We start from the raw sequence: 15,124 nt of genomic DNA, 5'->3' as shown, positions 1-15,124 counted from the left end.
GCTCCGCCGCTCGGTCGCGACGCCCGCCCGTGCCGTTCGGCCGTTGCCGGTCGACTGCCGCCGTTCAGCCGTTGCCGGTCGACTGCCCGGCGCGCTCCGCCAGGGCGTGGAACTCGGTCCAGCTCCGCTCGTCGAGGGCGTCGAGGGCGGCGTCGTCGAGCTCGACGAACGGCTCCGGGGAGAGGTGCGTCCGCGGGTTGCCGCGCTCGACCATCAGCATGCCGAAGTCGAGGAAGCCGTTGGCGTACGAGAAGCCGGCTCCGCCGCGCTCGTAGAGGCGGATCAGCGGTTCGAAGGGGTCCGGCAGCGGCGGCAACACCGGCCCCGAGGCACCGCGCAGGGCGGCCCACCGGACGGCGGCCGCCGAGCACTCGATGGCGTGCCACGAGCCGCCGGAGGCGTCCTCGACGCAGTCCTCGACGTCCGCGACCACGGCCGGGTCGATCCGGACGGTGACCACGTCACCGCGTAGGCCCCAGGCGACCATGCTCTTCCGGAACCGGGGGTTGCTGCCGGCGTCGCGGCGCACGGCGAACGCGTACAGCACGATCACGGGGTAGACGAGCCCCACCACGCCGGCGAGGAACGAGTTGACGTAGACGTCGAGCGCGATGACGCCGACGAGCACCGCGGTGGCGGCGGCGATGAGCGCGAGGGCTCCGCGGAGCCCGCTTCGCGGGCCCTGGTCGGACTGGGTGATGGTCGTCCGAAGGCCTTCCCCGCGGTCTCGGCTCCTACCGCCGCGCGTGTCGGATCGTCGGTCAGAGGAACAGGGCGAGTGCGGTGAAGACGAGGCCGACCGCGAGGAGGACGAGGCCCTGGGGTTGATTCCGGTCGTCGTCGCGGACGAGTGCGCCGAAGGCGGCCAACCCGGCGAGGGGATAGGGGATCGCGACCATCAGGGCCAGGCCGAGACGGCTCTGGACGAGCAGGAAGCACAGGAGCCAGGGCACCGAGATCGCGGTCGCCGCCGCGGTGAGTGGCAGCCCGTCGAGTCGGCGCATCCGCTCACGCCACGGTCCGGCCGGGCGTGGTGCCCGGGGCGGCTTGCCGCTGTCGTAGGCGAACCACAGCAGGAACAGGGCGATGCCCGCGTTGATGCCGATCGCGCACCACAGGGAGGCCGGGGAGTCGGCCTCGCCGGGCAGCTTGGGGGCGACCCGGCCGGCCGGGTCCATCCGGACGGTGACGTAGTCGCCGGGGCTGAAGCGCCGGCTGTTCGGCGCCAGGGGCCCGCCGGGCACGTCCTCGCCGTTCGAGGAGAGGTCGTACGTCCGCGTCGTGCCGTGGATCGACGTGTCGACGTGCTCGGCGACGACCATCGCCTTGACGTCCCGCCCCGAACCCAGCACCTGGTTGTGCCAGGCGTCGGCGCCCGCGCCGATGGCGATGAGGAGGGCGAGGAAGACGAGGGCCAGCCCGGCGCCGACGTCCTTGTAGTCGGGGTCGTCCCCCGGCGCGCCGAGCTTCGCGAGCCCGACACCCGCCGCGACCATGTACAACGCACCCAGGCCGAAGGCCAGGAGAGTGCCGACGTACACGTACGCGAGGACGATGCCGACGGACAGACAGGTCAGGACGACGGCGAGGACAGCGCCGCGGCGGAGCCGGCGCGGTTCGCTCCCGCTGCCCTGGTCGGGCTGGGTGACTGCCATCCGAAGGCCTTTCAGGTCGTCCCGGCCCGCTCGGCCGGTGAGTGCCGACCACCGGTCAGAGCAACAGGGTGAGGAGGAGGGATACGGTGCCGGTGGTCAGGAGGGCGGCGGCGGGTTCGGCCGTGGGCTTGTCGAGGATGGGACGAGCAGCAGGAACGGGACGATCAGGACCGCGGCGCAGCCTCGCCCGCTGCCGGCCAGGCGGCCGAGGCCCGCCGACAGGACGGCGGTGGCGACCACCAGGACGTGAAGGCCGGCGGGCCAGCCGTACGAGCCGTAGGCGGCGGCGAGGCCGACGATCGAGAGCGGTGCGACGAGCGCGAGGACGATCGTCAGCGGGGCGGAGCGGACTCGGTGCTGGTCACCCGAAGGCTTTCCGGATGTTGTCCCGCCGCTCCGGTGGCAGGACGTCCGGTGCCTCGTCGCGTGGAGGGTAGAAGGAGATCCCGTCGATCGCGGCGCCGACCAGGGCCTGCCACTCGTCCCAGTGGTCCTGGTCCTGGGTGGTGAAGACGACGGCGAGCACGTGGGGGCTCCACGGATGCGGGAACAGGGCCTCCAGCTGGCGGACGGTGACAACGCCCGATCCCGGCAGGCCGTAGACCGCTCCGGACACAGGAACGGCCAGGTCGCGGACGGTCACGGCGGCCCGGCCGAGCGGGAAGTCGAGGACGGCGACGTCGGCGTCCGGCCAGACGGTCGCGAGCTCCTCCGCGACGCGCTGGGGGTAGGTACCCGGTGCGCCCTTCTCCTGCTCGCGCAGGAACAGGCTGAACATGCCCTGGACGATCTCGCCGTCCTCGGTCTGCAGCAGGCAGTTGGAGACGTGGACCGCGCCCTCGCGCAGTTGCGCCTGGAGGGCGAGTTCGGCGGAGACGGCGATGCCGAGCTTCTGTTCCGCACCGGTATCGGTGAGCGCGTCGAGCCCGTCCACGATCCGGCTCATCCGGTCGCCGGGGTCCTCGGACAGGTCGATGCCGGTGAACCCCTCGGGCAGGGAGAGCCAGAACGACGGGACGGTCGTGTCAGTCATGGCCGACTCCCCACACGCCGGTGACGATCGCGCTGCCGCCGCCGAGCAGCGCGGGCAGGATCCGGCCCTTGCCGCTGCCTCCGATGGCAGCTCCGGCACCGTTGAGCGCGGTGCCGCCGCCCGTGGTGTAGTTGATTGCGGCACCAAGCCCCGGACCCGGGTCGTCCGTGGTGAGGCCTATGGCAGTGGGGGCCGTCAGCGCGAGCCCGCCGGCCGCCTGCACGCCGTCTGAGACGTTCATCGCGGCGGCCTTGGAGAGCCCGAGCTTCATGGCGGGCTTCTCGATCGCGGTGGTGAAGATCGGACTGGCCGGATCCATCGCCCTGGCGGCGGTGCGGACCTCCTTGGCCGTGGCACTCACGGCCTTGACCCCGCCTTCGGCAGCGCGGGCACCCCTGAACGCGGTGACCCCGCTCTTGAAGAGGGCTCCTCCAGGGAGCGCCCCGAGAAGGTCGCCGGCCAGGGTGAGGTCGTTGCCGAGGTTCTTCATGCTGGTCGGCACCAGCCCGCTGACACCGTACTGCCCCGCGTGCCAGCCTGCGGCGGCCACGCTCAGCAGGATTGCGGGCAGCGCGAACGCCGGGCAGAAGATGGCCGCGACGCCGCAGATGCCCGAGGCCACCGTCAGCAGGTCCGCGCCGTGGTTCTTGAACCAGTTGCCGATCTTGCTGAGCATGCCCGGCTCCGGCGGGGCCTTGCTGTCGGCGGCCTTGCGGATGGCCTCGGCCGTCTTCTGGGCGTCCGACTTGTGGGTCCCGGCGAGTTCGTGGGCCTGCTTCTGGAGGCCGGCCAGCTCGTTGGAGGCGCTGGTGAGCAGGTTGGCGGCCGAGTCCAGGTGGCTCTTCGCCGTGTTGTAGCGCTGTTCGGCGGCGGCGAGGCTCGCGTCGTCGGAGAAGTAGCGGCCGGCCAGTTGGAGGTCGGGGGCAGCGGCCGCGGCGCTGTGGGCGCGGTCGGCCTCGTCCTTCTTCTTCTTGGCGGCGACCGCCGAGGCGGCCAACTCGGCGGCCTTGGGCTGGTGTTCGGTCAGTGCCTTGTACCAGACGTCGAGCGCCGTGTAGGCGGCGGTGATCGAGTCGGCGGCGTCCTGGAGGTAGCCGGGGAGCTTGCCGAACTGCTTGGAGAAGGCCTTGGCCGCCTCGCCCGTCCACTGGCCCTCGTTGTCGGAGATCTGGGCGAGCGTGGTGTGCACGCCGCTCAGGTGCTGGCCCACCCGGCGCAGGCTGTTGCTGAGTGCGGTGACGGCGGCGGAGTCGCCGGGGGCGGGGTTGAAGCCGAGACCGGACCAGTCGGGCGCCGCCGGCGCGGGGGTGCTCACGACTGCCCCGCCGGGGCGAGGACCTTGACGATGCTCTGCTCGGTGCCGTCGTAGTTCTTCTGCACCTGCTCCAGGCCCTCGTCCAGGGCCTTGACGCACTCGCGGACCTTCTTCAGGCCGAACTGCCACTTGTCCTTGAAGTGCCCGCAGGCTTCGTCCAGGAAGTCGTAGCCGGTGCCGGTGTGGCCGGCCGCCTCGAAGGCCTTGAGCCCCTGTTCGAGTTCGTCGCCACAGCCTTTGAGGTCCTGGGCCAACTTGGCGAGGAATTCGGTACTGACTTTGAAGTCGGACACTTTCGCCCCCCGATGCGTCGATTGTCGGACCGGGCGAGCATAGCCCCAGCCGGTGTGCCGTGATCGCCGGAGCGGAGGCCGGGGGGAGTTGTTTGCGGGACCTTTACGGGCCGTCGACGCCTACTTGACGCCGGCGGCCCAACTCCGAGACGTGCGCGTACGGTCGGGCCTCAGCGGCGCCAGAAGCCGCGCTTCTTCGGGGTGACGAGCTGCACCACGGCCGTGACGAACAGTTCGGCGACGGGTGAAGGGCCCGGGCCGTGGTTGAGGTGGCTCTCGGCGGTCCACTCGCCGAGGACGGTGCCGGGGCTGCCGTCGAAGGGGCTGAACGCGTGTTCCAGGGTCACGTAGCGGACGGTCCTGGCGCCCTGGGGCTGGACGGCGGCGACGAAGTGGGCCTCGGTGGCGCCGGTCGGGGTGGGCAGGGTGACCAGCAGCATGTGGTGGCCGTCGACCGACAGGTGGCGGCAGTCGAGGCCGTGGCTGGACAGGCGGTCCTCGGGCGGCAGGGTGCCGCCGAGGTCGTCCCAGATCTGGGTGACGACGGGCAGCAGACTGCCTCCGTCCGGGGTCGGGGTGGCCACGCGCGGGCCGAACTCCAGCACCTGGCGGGCGAGCTCGCGGTGGACGAAGCGGTAGTGGTGGGGCCGGGGGTCCGTCATGGGGGACACCGTAGCGAAGCCGTCGGGGCGGGAAGTCGGCACGTCCGACGTCCCGCCCCGACAGGCGAGTTGACCAGCGAGATCAGAATTGACGCATCGTCAGGAATGGCCGCCCTTGAGGTTGAGCACGACCACCCCGACGATCACCAGCGCTATCCCCAGCCATTGGAGCCGCCCGAGCGACTCACCGAAGGCGACCACGCCGATCCCGGCGACCGCCGCGGTGCCGGCCCCGGACCAGACCGCGTAGGCGACGGAGACCGGTATGTGCTTGAGCGCGCGGCCGAGCAGCAGGAAGGAGAGCACGTAGCCGAGGCCGACGCCGAGGCTCGGCCAGAGCCGGGTGAACCCCTCGGTGAGCTTGAGACAGCTGGTGGCGCAGACCTCGCTGACGATGGCAAGGGTGAGCAGGAGATAGGGCATGTCAGGGTCGAACCGCGCCCGCGCCGGCGAGCTTCCCGAGCAGGGCGAGATCGGCCTGCTCCAGGCTGGCGAGCAGGGTGATCCGCTCGCCCCGCGGCATCGGCACCGCGGTGGACGGCACGGCGAGCACGGCGCAGCCGGCCGCGGTGGCGGAGGCGACCCCGGTTGGGGTGTCCTCGACGGCGAGGCAGGCGGCCGGGTCCAGGCCGAGCCGCTCGGCGGCGGCGAGGTACGGGTCGGGCGCGGGCTTGGTGCGCTCGGTGTCCTCGGCGGCCAGGGTGACGGCGAACCAGTCCCGGCCGATGGCGGACAGCACCAGGTCCACCACCAGGCGCGGGGAGGCGGAGACCAGCGCGGTGGGCACCCGGGCGTCGCGCAGCGAGGCGAGCAGGGCGAGCGCGCCGGGACGCGGCACCGTCTCGGCGGCGACCTTGCCGGCGAAGGACTCGCCCAGCCTGGTGGCGAGTTCGGCCTCGCTGAGGGCGGTGCCGCTGACCTTGTGCAGGTGGGCGGCGGTGTGCTCGACGGCCTGGCCGAGCACCTCGGGGGCGTCCAGGTCGGTGAGCGGGCGGTGCAGCTCCTCGGCGAGTTCGGCGGCGGTCTGCCACCACAGCTGCTCGGTGTCGACCAGGGTGCCGTCCATGTCGAACAGGACGGCGGCGGGGAGTACGGGCCCGGAGTCGGGCAGGGCGCTGTCGGGCATGGCGGTGTCAGGCATGGCGGTACCTTCGGTGGTTCTTCGGTTGGAGCGGGGAGGTATGAGGCTCTCAGGCGGCGCAGCGGTCCACCAGTACCGGACGCTCCGGCAGGGTGAGTGCGGCCCGCGCGCCGGCCGGCAGCGCGGCGGCGGCCTCGGTCGGCAGGTCGACCTTGACCTCGGTGCCGTCGTCCAGGCGGGCGGTGAGCCGGGTGACGGCGCCCAGGAAGGAGGCGGTGACCACCAGCGCGGGGCCGTTCTCGTCCGGGGTCAGGGTGACGTTCTCCGGGCGGACCAGCACCTGGAGCTCGCCGTCGGCCGGGATCGCGCCGTCCACCGCGTGCCGGCGGCCGAGCACCTCGACGCCGTCCGAGGCGCGGGTGCACGGGATGCGGCTCATGGTGCCGACGAACTCGGCGACGAAGGCGGTGGCCGGCCGGCCGTACAGCTCGGACGGGACGGCGCACTGCTCCAGCCTTCCGGCGCGCAGCACCGCGACCCGGTCGGCCATCGACAGCGCCTCCTCCTGGTCGTGGGTGACGAACAGGGTGGTGATGCCCAGCTCCTGCTGGAGGCGGCGGATCTCCTCGCGCAGCTGGAGGCGGACCTTGGCGTCCAGCGCGGACAGCGGCTCGTCCAGCAGCAGGACGCGCGGCTGGAGGGCGAGCGCGCGGGCGAGCGCGATGCGCTGCTGCTGGCCGCCGGACATCTGGTGCGGGTAGTGCTCGGCGCGGTGCGGCAGGCCGACCAGCTCCAGCAGCTCCTGGGCCCGCTTGCGGCGCTCGGCCTTGCCGGTGCCGCGCATCCGCAGCCCGAAGGCGACGTTGTCCAGCGCGGTCAGGTGCGGGAAGAGGCTGTAGGACTGGAACACCATGCCCGCGTCGCGCTTGTGCGCGGGGATCGTGGTGATGTCCTGGCCGTCGACCAGCACCTCGCCGGAGTCGTGCTGCTCGAAGCCGGCCAGGATGCGCAGGGCGGTGGTCTTGCCGCAGCCGGACGGGCCGAGCAGGGCGAGCAGCTCGCCCGGGTGGACGGTCAGGTCCAGGCCGTCGAGCGCGGTGGTGGCGCCGAACGTGCGGCGCAGGGAGCGGAACTCGACGGTGGCGCTGCCGGGGGAGAGCGAGATGCCGTTGGCGATGGCGGTGGGCGTGGTCATGACTGGTGACTCCGGGGGGTTCAGGAGGCGGCGGTCTTGGCGCGGCGCTCGCGCCCGGCGGTGGCCAGCAGGAGCAGCAGCAGCCAGGTGAGCAGCAGGCTCAGGATGGAGACCGCGACCGACATGTGGGCCTGGCTGTTGCCGACCGAGTAGATCCAGACCGGGAAAGGCTGGAAGCCGAGGATCGAGGCGGAGGTGAACTCGCCGAGCACCAGGGCCAGGGTGAGGAAGGAGGCGTTCAGCAGGGCCCCGCGCAGGTTGGGCAGGACGACGGTGAACACCGCGCGCGGCCAGCTCGCGCCGCAGTTGCGGGCGGCCTCGACCAGGGTGCGCACGTCCATCGAGCGCAGGCCGGCGTCCAGGGCGCGGTAGGCGAGCGGCAGGGCCATCAGCACGTAGGCGATGACCAGCACCAGGGGGAAGTCGGGGTCCTGGATGAACACGAAGGTCTGGAAGAACGGGGTGTCCATCAGGTAGTCCGGGCCCCAGCGGAGCACGCCGATGAGGCCGGCGGTCAGGGCGACCGGGGGGACGACCAGCGGCAGGGTGCAGAGCACGTCGATGACCGGACGCAGCTTCGGCGACCCGAGCCGGACGGCGATCAGCGCCGGGACGAGCAGGAGCAGCAGCACCACGACGGTGACGACGGCGAGGCCGAGGGTCAGCCAGAGGCTGTCCAGGAAGCCCGGGGCGGAGAGCAGCCCGGTGTAGGCCTCGAAGGAGATGCCCTTGGGGTCGTCGACCGAGAACCAGAAGGAGGCCGCGAGCGGGACGACGAAGTAGACACCGGCGAGCAGCAGCACGGCGCCGCGCCACCAGCGCACGGTGCGTCGGCCGGGGCGGGCGGGGGTGGTCAGCTGAGCCATCGGGCGCTCCGGCGCTGGAGGGGGAGGTACACGGCCATCACCAGGACGGCCACGATGATCATGTTGAGGCTGAGGGCGAGGGCGAGGTTGCCCTGGCCGACCAGCACGTTGCCGGAGAGCGCGTCCGCGATCGAGCGGCTGACCAGCGGGACGGTCGCGCCGACCATGGCGGCGGCCGTCGCGTAGGCGGCGAAGGCGCTGCCGAAGAGCAGCACGAAGCCGCCGAGCAGGGAGGGCAGCAGGATCGGCAGGGCGACGTGGCGCCAGTACTGGACGGTGGTGGCGCGGTTGTTCTGGGCCGCCTCGCGCCACTGGGTCCGCAGGCCGTCCAGGGCCGGGGTGATGGTGAGCACCATCAGCGGGATGAGGAAGTACAGGTACACGATGGTCAGACCGGTGAAGGAGTACAGCGACCAGCCGTGGTCGGTGAGGTGCAGCAGCTTGGTGATCTCGCCGGCGTTGCCGAGGGTGGCGACGAACGCGAAGGCGAGCGGCAGGCCGCCGAAGTTGGCGAGCACGCCGGAGGCGGTGAGCACCGCCTGGCGCAGCCAGCCGTGCCGGGAGGTGACGACGGCCTGGGCGAGCGGCAGGCCGAGCACGGTGGCGAGCAGCGCGGTCAGCGCGGAGAGCTTGAGGCTGCTCAGCATGGCCGTCTGGTAGCCGCCCTGGACGGAGGCCGTCAGGTTGTCGAAGGTGAACTGCCCGGCGCCGGTCTCCGCGTCGCTGGAGGTGGTGAACGCGCCGATCACGATGGCGACGGTGGGCAGTCCGAAGCCGATCAGGAAGAACAGCAGCAGCGGCACGGTGGCCAGCCAGGACGCGCCGCCGAGGCGGGCGAGCGGCCGGCGCCGCGGGGTGGGAGCGGGGGTGGTGGGGGAGGTCGTGGCGGTGGCGGACGCCCCCGCGCCGCCACCGGGGGCGGTGGCGGCGGGGGTGGTCGGCACCGGGGTGGGAGCCGTGGTCATGAGTGCCTTTTCTCAGCCCGAAGTACGGTGCGCGGCGCGGGTGTCAGCCCGCGATGGCCTTGGTCCAGTTCTCGGTGACGACCTTCTTGGCCGCGTTGATCTGGTCGACGGTCGGGAAGGTGGTGAACGGCTTCTCGACGGTCGGCAGCTTGGCGGCCGCGGCGGCGTCCAGGCTGCCGTCCTTCTTCAGGGCCTCGAAGGTGGCCGGAGTGGCGTAGCCGCCGAGGTAGAGGTTCTGGCCCTCGGCGCTGAACAGGTACTCCTGCCACAGGCGGGCGGCCGCCGGGTGCGGGGCCCACTTGTTGACGGCCTGGTTGTAGAACTGGGCGTAGGAGCCGTCGGCCGGGATGGAGACCTTCCAGTCGACGCCCTTGTCCTTGAACTCGTCGGTGTAGCCGGCGTTCAGGTACGACCAGTCGATCGAGATCGGGGTCTCGCCCTTCTCGACGGTGGCCGGGGTCGACTCGACCGGGTTGAAGTTGCCGGACTGCTTCAGCTTGCCGAAGAAGTCGATGCCGGGCTGGATGTTGTCCAGCGAACCGCCGTTGGCGAGCGCGGCCGCGTAGACACCGCCGAAGGCGGAGCCGGACTTGGTCGGGTTGCCGTTGAGGGCGACCTGGCCCTTGTACTCCGGCTTGAGCAGGTCGGCGAAGGTCTTCGGGCAGTTGGCGATCTTCTTGGCGTCGCAGCCGATCGAGACGTAGCCGCCGTAGTCGTTGACGGCGGCGCCGTTCGCGTCCTTCATGGTGTCCGGCACCTTGTCGAAGGTGGCCACCTTGTAGGGGGCGAGAATGCCGTCCTTGACCGCCTGGAGGGCGAAGGCGCTGCCCAGGTCGACCACGTCGGGGGCGCGGTCCTGGCCCTTGCGGGAGTTGATCGCGTTGATCTCGTCCTGGCTGGAGCCGTCCGGGTTCTCCTCCTCGACCTCGATGCCGTACTTGGCCTTGAAACCGTCGATGATCTTGCCGTAGTTCGCCCAGTCCCGGGGCAGCGTGATGACGTGCAGCTTGCCCTCCTTCTTGGCGGCGGCGACCAGGCCGTCCATGCCGCCGAAGTCGGCGGCGGAGGTGGCCGTCTTGGCGTCCTTGGCGCCGCCCGTGGCGGTGTCGCCGGACTTGGTGCTCGAACCGGCGGAGCCGCAGGCGGTGAGGGAGAGCGCGGCGGCGGTCAGTACGGCCGCGAAGGCGGCGGCGCGGGCGCGGTGCACGGTCACGGGGAAGTCTCCTGTTAAGGGGGCGTACTGCGAGGGGCGTTCGCGGGGGTTCCGCGGGCTTGCGTCTCGCGAAGGGCGGCGGACCGGCCGGGTGAGCGATCGATCGACGTCGTCCGAGTTGACTAGCCAACTTCGCTGACGGCAGTAAGTACGCCGGAACCCGGTGACGGGAAGGTGAACGGACGGCCCAGAACCGGGGTCGGCTGCGGGAACGGTGGAATCCGGCCATCGGAGCGTGATCCGTTCGGTGCGATGCTTCGAAGGCGCAGCGGGATAAGGTCGGGCTGTCCGCGCCGGTACGGCTGCGCAGGACACCCCCCAGGAGGGACATTGACTGACGTGGCAACTGAGCCCCAGCGCCCCGAGGCCGAGGGGCGCCCGGCAGCCGGGGACCACCCTGCCGAGCGCTCCGGCGCGCTGTACCGGAAGGTGGCCGCCGACCTGCGCGAGGCGATCACCACCGGCGCGTACGGCGAGGCCGGCCGGCTGCCCGCCGAGGGCGCGCTGGCCGAGCAGTACGGCGTCTCCCGCGGCACCGTCCGCCAGGCGCTCGCCGTGCTGCGCTCCGACGGACTGGTCACCTCCCGCCGCGGCACCCGCCGGGTGGTGCTCGGCGGCGCCCGGGTGCAGAGCTTCTCCGAACTGCTCAGCTTCACGCACTGGGCGTACTCGATGGGCGAGGAGCCCGGCGGCATCCTGGACTCGCTGGTGCGCCGCCCGGCCGACGCCGTCGAGCGCGAGCAGCTGCGCCTGGAACCGGGCGCCGAGGTGTATGTGACGGTCCGGCTGCGGACGCTGTCCGGCACGCCGGTGATGGTCGAGCGCACCGTCTACCCGCCGCGGGTCGGCGAGATCGTCGTCGAGCTGCCGCCGGACGTGGTCTCGCACACCGAAGTGCTGCGCGAGCACGGCATCCTGTTCACCGACGCCGACCACACGATCGACATCGTCGCGGCCAACGCCGAGGACGCCCGGCTGCTCGGCTGCCGTCGGGGCGGTCCGCTGCTGCGCGAGCGGCGGCGCACGACCGACCCGACGGGCACGCCGGTGGAGTGGTCCCAGGACCGCTACCTGCCCGGGACGGTGGCGTTCAGCGTGCACAACTCCCTGGCCACCTCGGCGCTTTCGCGGCACGCCCGGGAGCTGGACTGAGCCCGCCCGTCGGGATTCCTCACCGCATGAGCGCGGCGAGCAGCGGGCGGTAGTGCTCGAAGTCCGGCGTCGGGGCGCCGGCCACCTTCGCCTGCTCGTCCCAGCGTCGCACCGCCACCGCGTCCTGGGCGCCCGGGAGTTCGGCGAAGGCGGCGGCCTGGTGCTCGTCCATCGGGCCGCCCTGGACGCTCAGCGTGTACTCCGAGGCCGCGGAGAGCCGCTCCCGGTACCCGGGCTCGACCGCGCACAGGTAGCGCTTGGCGGCCACGTGCAGCCGGACCGGCTCGGTGACCTCCGGGCCGAACCAGCGGGCCAGCCAGTCGGCGCCCGTGTGGCTGTGGCGGTTGTCCCGACCCTCCATCAGATCCCGTCCGTGCCCGGTGCCCCGGCCGTGCTCGTCGAAGAAGTGGCCGGCGTCGTGCAGCAGAGCGGCGGCGACCAGGTGCTCCGGCGCCCCGGCGGCCTCGGCGGCAGCGGCGGCCTGGAGCATGTGCTCGGCCATGGTGACCTCCTCGCCCAGGTACTCCCCGGCGCCCTCGCCCGCGAACAGGGCGGCGATCGTGTCCAGCGCGGCGGCGCGGCGGTGCAGCACGGCGAGGGCGCTGTGCAGTCCGTCGAGGTCGGCGTAGCAGCCCTGGAGGTGCCGGTGGCCGTCCTGCCGGAACGCCGTCCGGGCGTGCAGCAGGCGGGTGTTGTCGAAGATCAGGCAGTCGCCGGGGCCGAGGCGGAAGGTGAGCCGGAGCTCGGGGCGCAGGGTGATCGCGGCGAACCGGCGGTAGGCGGCGTAGAAGGCGTCCAGGTCGTTCGGCCCGTGCCCGCGCAGGGTGCCGATCGAGCGGTTGTTGAACCTGACCTCCCGGATCCTTCCCCGCGGGTCCACGTCGATCAGCGGGCGGTCGGCACGCAGCTCGGTGTGACGGTCGCGGAAGACGAACGGGACGGGCGTGCGGGTGAGGACCTCGAACTCGGCCGGCGCCTCCTCCCGGAGGACCGCCGCGGCCATGAACCCGTCCACCAGTCCGGAGTCGCCGCCGGTCGCCGAGTTCTCCAGGCAGTGCAGCAGCTGGAGGGTCGGCACCGGGTCCCGGTAGGGGTTGTCGGTGTGCGGGGCGATGGCGACGCTGGTGAAGGCGAGGTTGTTCGGGTCCGGCTCGACCCGGACGTCGAACAGCTCCCCGTAGTTGGTGACCCGCACGTACCCGAAGCTCTCGGCGACCCGCAGCACCTGCCGCTCCACGGTCGGCACCCCGTGCAGCACGGCGAAGCCGCTGCGCCGTACGGCGGCCAGCACCGCGGCCCGCTCGGCCGGGTCGGTCAGGTACGCCTCCCAGTCCGCTTCCGGGATGCCGGGGGCGAAGTCCGCCGCCGTCCAGAGCCGCTTGCCGTGCTCGGTCCGTCCGTCGCCCTCGTCCGCCCGGTCGAGCCACTCCAGCGGGTAACGGGAGCGGTGCCCGTCCGACCAGAGCACCTCCAGGTGCCCGTCGGCCTCCTCGCTCACGACGGCGGCCAGGTCCTGCGGCAGGTCGTCGATCTGGAACAGCTTCTGCCCGTTGCGCGGGTCCCGGCACTCGGCGCACGGGCAGTTGTCGCGCAGCCAGTACGGCGGCAGCTCGGTCATCGGTCTTCTCCTCGGTGGCACTACGGCTGTCGTGTCGGCTGAAGTTGTATAGCCAACTTCGCTTCCCTGGTCGGGAGCTTGCCTGTCCCCGGTGAGTTCCACGTGCCGGGCGGGTGAACGCTGCGGGAACTGTGCCGGCAGGCGGTGGCGGCGGACGGCCCGGCAGGCTGTTCGAGTGAGGGGAGCGGGGCACGGGGCGTTTCGGGGTGGGGAGACGGCACGGCTGCGGCACTGTCGGAGGAATTCCTCCTGCTTCGAGAGGCGATCGGCCATGGCCCATTCCTCCTCCACTCCGCCCGGCGCGGGGCACACCGGGCTGCGGCGCGAGGTCGGCGTCATCGGACTGCTCTGGGCCTCGGTCGGAGCGATCATCGGCTCCGGCTGGCTGTTCGGGGCGCAGAAGGCGGCGGTGGCGGCCGGGCCGTCGGCGCTGCTGTCCTGGGGCATCGGCGCGGTGGCGATCATCCTGCTGGCGCTGGTGCACGCCGAGCTGGGCGGGCTGTTCCCGGTGGCGGGCGGTACGGCCCGCTACCCGCACTACGCCTTCGGCGGGTTCGCCGGGATGTCCTTCGGCTGGTTCACCTGGCTCCAGGCCGCGACCATCGCGCCGATCGAGGTGCAGGCGATGATCAACTACGCCCAGCACTGGAGCTGGGCGGACGGCCTGCTGAACAAGAACCTGACGCTGACCGGCTGGGGGTTCGTCGTCGCGGCCGTCCTGCTCGGAGTCTTCGTCGCGGTCAACTTCCTCGGCGTGCGGCTGCTCGCCCACACCAACAGCGCGGCCACCGTGTGGAAGGTCGCCGTCCCGGTGCTGACCATCTTCGCGCTCGGCATCACCGAGTTCCACGGCTCCAACTTCACCGTGCACGGTTTCGCGCCGGACGGCGCCAAGGGCGTGCTCACCGCGATCAGCAGCAGCGGGGTGATCTTCGCGCTGCTCGGCTTCGAGCAGGCCATCCAGTGGGCGGGGGAGAGCCGCAACCCGCGCCGGGACATCCCGCGCGCCGTGCTCGGCTCGGTGGTGGTCGGCACGATCGTCTACGTGGTGCTCCAGGTGGTGTTCATCGGCGCGCTGCCGCCGGAGACCTTCGCCCAGGGCTGGAGCACGCTCGACTACCCCGGGATCAGCGGGCCCTTCGCCGGCCTGGCGACCCTGATCGGCCTGGGCTGGCTGGCCACCGTGCTGTTCATCGACGCGGTCATCTCGCCGGCCGGCACCGGGCTGGTCTACATCACCTCCAGCTCCCGGGTCACCTACGGCCTGAGCCGCAACGGCTACGCGCCGCAGGTGCTGCAGTCCACCGACAAGCGCTCGGTGCCCTGGCTCGGCCTGCTCATCGCCTGGGTGGCCGGGGTGATCTGCTTCCTGCCCTTCCCGAGCTGGCAGCGGCTGGTCGGGTTCATCACCTCGGCGGTGGTGCTGATGTACGCGGGCGCCCCGCTGGCCTTCGGGGTGCTGCGCAAGCGGCTGCCCGCGATGGAGCGCTCGTACCACCTGCCCGGCGGCTCGGTGGTCTCGCCGCTGGCCTTCGTGGTGGCCAGCCTGGTCATCTACTGGTCCGGCTGGGACACCCTGTGGCGGCTGGGCCTGGCGATCGTGATCGGCTACCTGCTGCTCGGCGGGTACTCCTGGTACGCGCGCTCGAAGGGGATGCCGAACGCGCCCCGGATGGACTTCCGGGCCGGGCAGTGGCTGCCGGTCTACCTGGTCGGCATGGGCCTGATCTCCTGGCAGGGCACCTTCGGCGCGGGCTCGCGGGGGAACCTTCCGCTGTGGTGGGACATCGCCGTCGTGGTGGCGTTCTCGCTGGTCGTCTACTACTGGGCGCTGGCGATCGCGCTGCCGGCCGAGGAGATCGAGCGGAACATCCGCGGCGTCGAGGTGGTGGACGTCAACGGGCACTGAGCCGGCTGCGGTGTGCGGACAGGGCTGCGGCCCTCTGGACGGCCTCGAGGAGTTCGCCGCGCCCCGCCGCCGGCAGTCCGCGCAGCCGGGCGAGGTCGGTGGCCAGCCGGATGATCTCCGTGGCGTCCGCCGGCCTCGGTATCCCCGTCGACTCCGGTTCCTTCGAC

The 15,124-nt window shown here is 72.1% G+C and carries 15 protein-coding genes and 1 pseudogene; 2 read left to right on the top strand and 14 right to left on the bottom strand.

Annotated elements, in window-relative coordinates; translation table 11 throughout:
* Nucleotides 1–64: 64 nt before the first annotated feature.
* The 12 genes from ACFU7Y_RS24000 to ACFU7Y_RS23945 form a co-directional block, all read right to left on the bottom strand.
* Nucleotides 65–628 carry a hypothetical protein gene (locus ACFU7Y_RS24000; RefSeq protein WP_380769602.1) on the bottom strand — a complete coding sequence of 188 codons (564 nt, stop codon included), beginning with the start codon at nucleotides 626–628 and terminating at the stop codon, nucleotides 65–67.
* A gap of 133 nt (nucleotides 629–761) precedes the next feature.
* Nucleotides 762–1,655: a hypothetical protein gene (locus tag ACFU7Y_RS23995; protein WP_380769601.1), complete on the bottom strand. Its 894-nt coding sequence runs from the start codon at nucleotides 1,653–1,655 to the stop codon at nucleotides 762–764.
* Between the two features lie 361 nt (nucleotides 1,656–2,016).
* On the bottom strand, nucleotides 2,017–2,688 hold the full coding sequence (locus tag ACFU7Y_RS23990; RefSeq protein ID WP_224281286.1) for a hypothetical protein: 672 nt from the start codon (nucleotides 2,686–2,688) through the stop codon (nucleotides 2,017–2,019).
* A complete protein-coding gene (locus tag ACFU7Y_RS23985; RefSeq protein ID WP_224281287.1) occupies nucleotides 2,681–4,003 on the bottom strand; it encodes a putative T7SS-secreted protein in 1,323 nt (440 codons plus the stop codon). The genes ACFU7Y_RS23990 and ACFU7Y_RS23985 overlap by 8 nt, the downstream gene beginning before the upstream one ends.
* Nucleotides 4,000–4,296, bottom strand: coding sequence for a hypothetical protein (locus ACFU7Y_RS23980; protein WP_224281288.1), 297 nt, complete (start codon nucleotides 4,294–4,296; stop codon nucleotides 4,000–4,002). The genes ACFU7Y_RS23985 and ACFU7Y_RS23980 overlap by 4 nt, the downstream gene beginning before the upstream one ends.
* A 170-nt stretch (nucleotides 4,297–4,466) precedes the next feature.
* Nucleotides 4,467–4,958: a hypothetical protein gene (locus tag ACFU7Y_RS23975; RefSeq protein WP_380769600.1), complete on the bottom strand. Its 492-nt coding sequence runs from the start codon at nucleotides 4,956–4,958 to the stop codon at nucleotides 4,467–4,469.
* A 99-nt stretch (nucleotides 4,959–5,057) separates the two neighbouring features.
* Entirely contained in the window at nucleotides 5,058–5,381 is a 324-nt protein-coding gene (locus ACFU7Y_RS23970) for a multidrug efflux SMR transporter (RefSeq protein ID WP_224281290.1), read from the bottom strand.
* 1 nt (nucleotide 5,382) lies between these two features.
* Complete coding sequence (locus ACFU7Y_RS23965) at nucleotides 5,383–6,099, bottom strand: HAD family phosphatase (RefSeq protein WP_224281291.1); 717 nt, start codon at nucleotides 6,097–6,099, stop codon at nucleotides 5,383–5,385.
* A gap of 49 nt (nucleotides 6,100–6,148) precedes the next feature.
* Entirely contained in the window at nucleotides 6,149–7,234 is a 1,086-nt protein-coding gene (locus ACFU7Y_RS23960) for an ABC transporter ATP-binding protein (RefSeq protein WP_224281292.1), read from the bottom strand.
* A 20-nt stretch (nucleotides 7,235–7,254) separates the two neighbouring features.
* Nucleotides 7,255–8,100 carry an ABC transporter permease gene (locus ACFU7Y_RS23955; protein ID WP_224281293.1) on the bottom strand — a complete coding sequence of 282 codons (846 nt, stop codon included), beginning with the start codon at nucleotides 8,098–8,100 and terminating at the stop codon, nucleotides 7,255–7,257.
* Nucleotides 8,088–9,065, bottom strand: coding sequence for an ABC transporter permease (locus tag ACFU7Y_RS23950; RefSeq protein ID WP_380769598.1), 978 nt, complete (start codon nucleotides 9,063–9,065; stop codon nucleotides 8,088–8,090). Before ACFU7Y_RS23950 ends, ACFU7Y_RS23955 begins: the two co-directional genes overlap by 13 nt.
* Before the next feature lie 43 nt (nucleotides 9,066–9,108).
* Complete coding sequence (locus ACFU7Y_RS23945; protein ID WP_224283956.1) at nucleotides 9,109–10,278, bottom strand: ABC transporter substrate-binding protein; 1,170 nt, start codon at nucleotides 10,276–10,278, stop codon at nucleotides 9,109–9,111.
* A gap of 339 nt (nucleotides 10,279–10,617) precedes the next feature.
* Between ACFU7Y_RS23945 and ACFU7Y_RS23940 the strand changes: the two genes are divergently transcribed.
* Nucleotides 10,618–11,430, top strand: a complete 813-nt coding sequence (locus tag ACFU7Y_RS23940; RefSeq protein WP_308020287.1) for a GntR family transcriptional regulator — start codon at nucleotides 10,618–10,620, stop codon at nucleotides 11,428–11,430.
* A gap of 19 nt (nucleotides 11,431–11,449) precedes the next feature.
* Here the strand turns inward: ACFU7Y_RS23940 and ACFU7Y_RS23935 are convergent, their stop codons facing one another.
* Nucleotides 11,450–13,048 (bottom strand): TauD/TfdA family dioxygenase, encoded by a 1,599-nt coding sequence (locus ACFU7Y_RS23935; RefSeq protein ID WP_380769597.1) that lies wholly within the window; start codon nucleotides 13,046–13,048, stop codon nucleotides 11,450–11,452.
* 271 nt (nucleotides 13,049–13,319) lie between these two features.
* On the opposite strand from ACFU7Y_RS23935, the gene ACFU7Y_RS23930 reads away from it, so the two are divergent.
* Entirely contained in the window at nucleotides 13,320–14,957 is a 1,638-nt protein-coding gene (locus tag ACFU7Y_RS23930) for an APC family permease (protein WP_380769596.1), read from the top strand.
* A gap of 22 nt (nucleotides 14,958–14,979) precedes the next feature.
* On the opposite strand, the pseudogene ACFU7Y_RS23925 reads toward ACFU7Y_RS23930, so the two are convergent.
* A pseudogene (locus tag ACFU7Y_RS23925) lies at nucleotides 14,980–15,124 on the bottom strand (DUF5682 family protein); the annotation flags it as partial.

It is taken from the genome of Kitasatospora sp. NPDC057542, from assembly GCF_042801945.1.
Taxonomy (GTDB): domain Bacteria; phylum Actinomycetota; class Actinomycetes; order Streptomycetales; family Streptomycetaceae; genus Kitasatospora.
The sequence above is the reverse complement of the archived record's forward strand: the minus strand, read 5'-3'. Positions and strand labels throughout refer to the sequence as shown.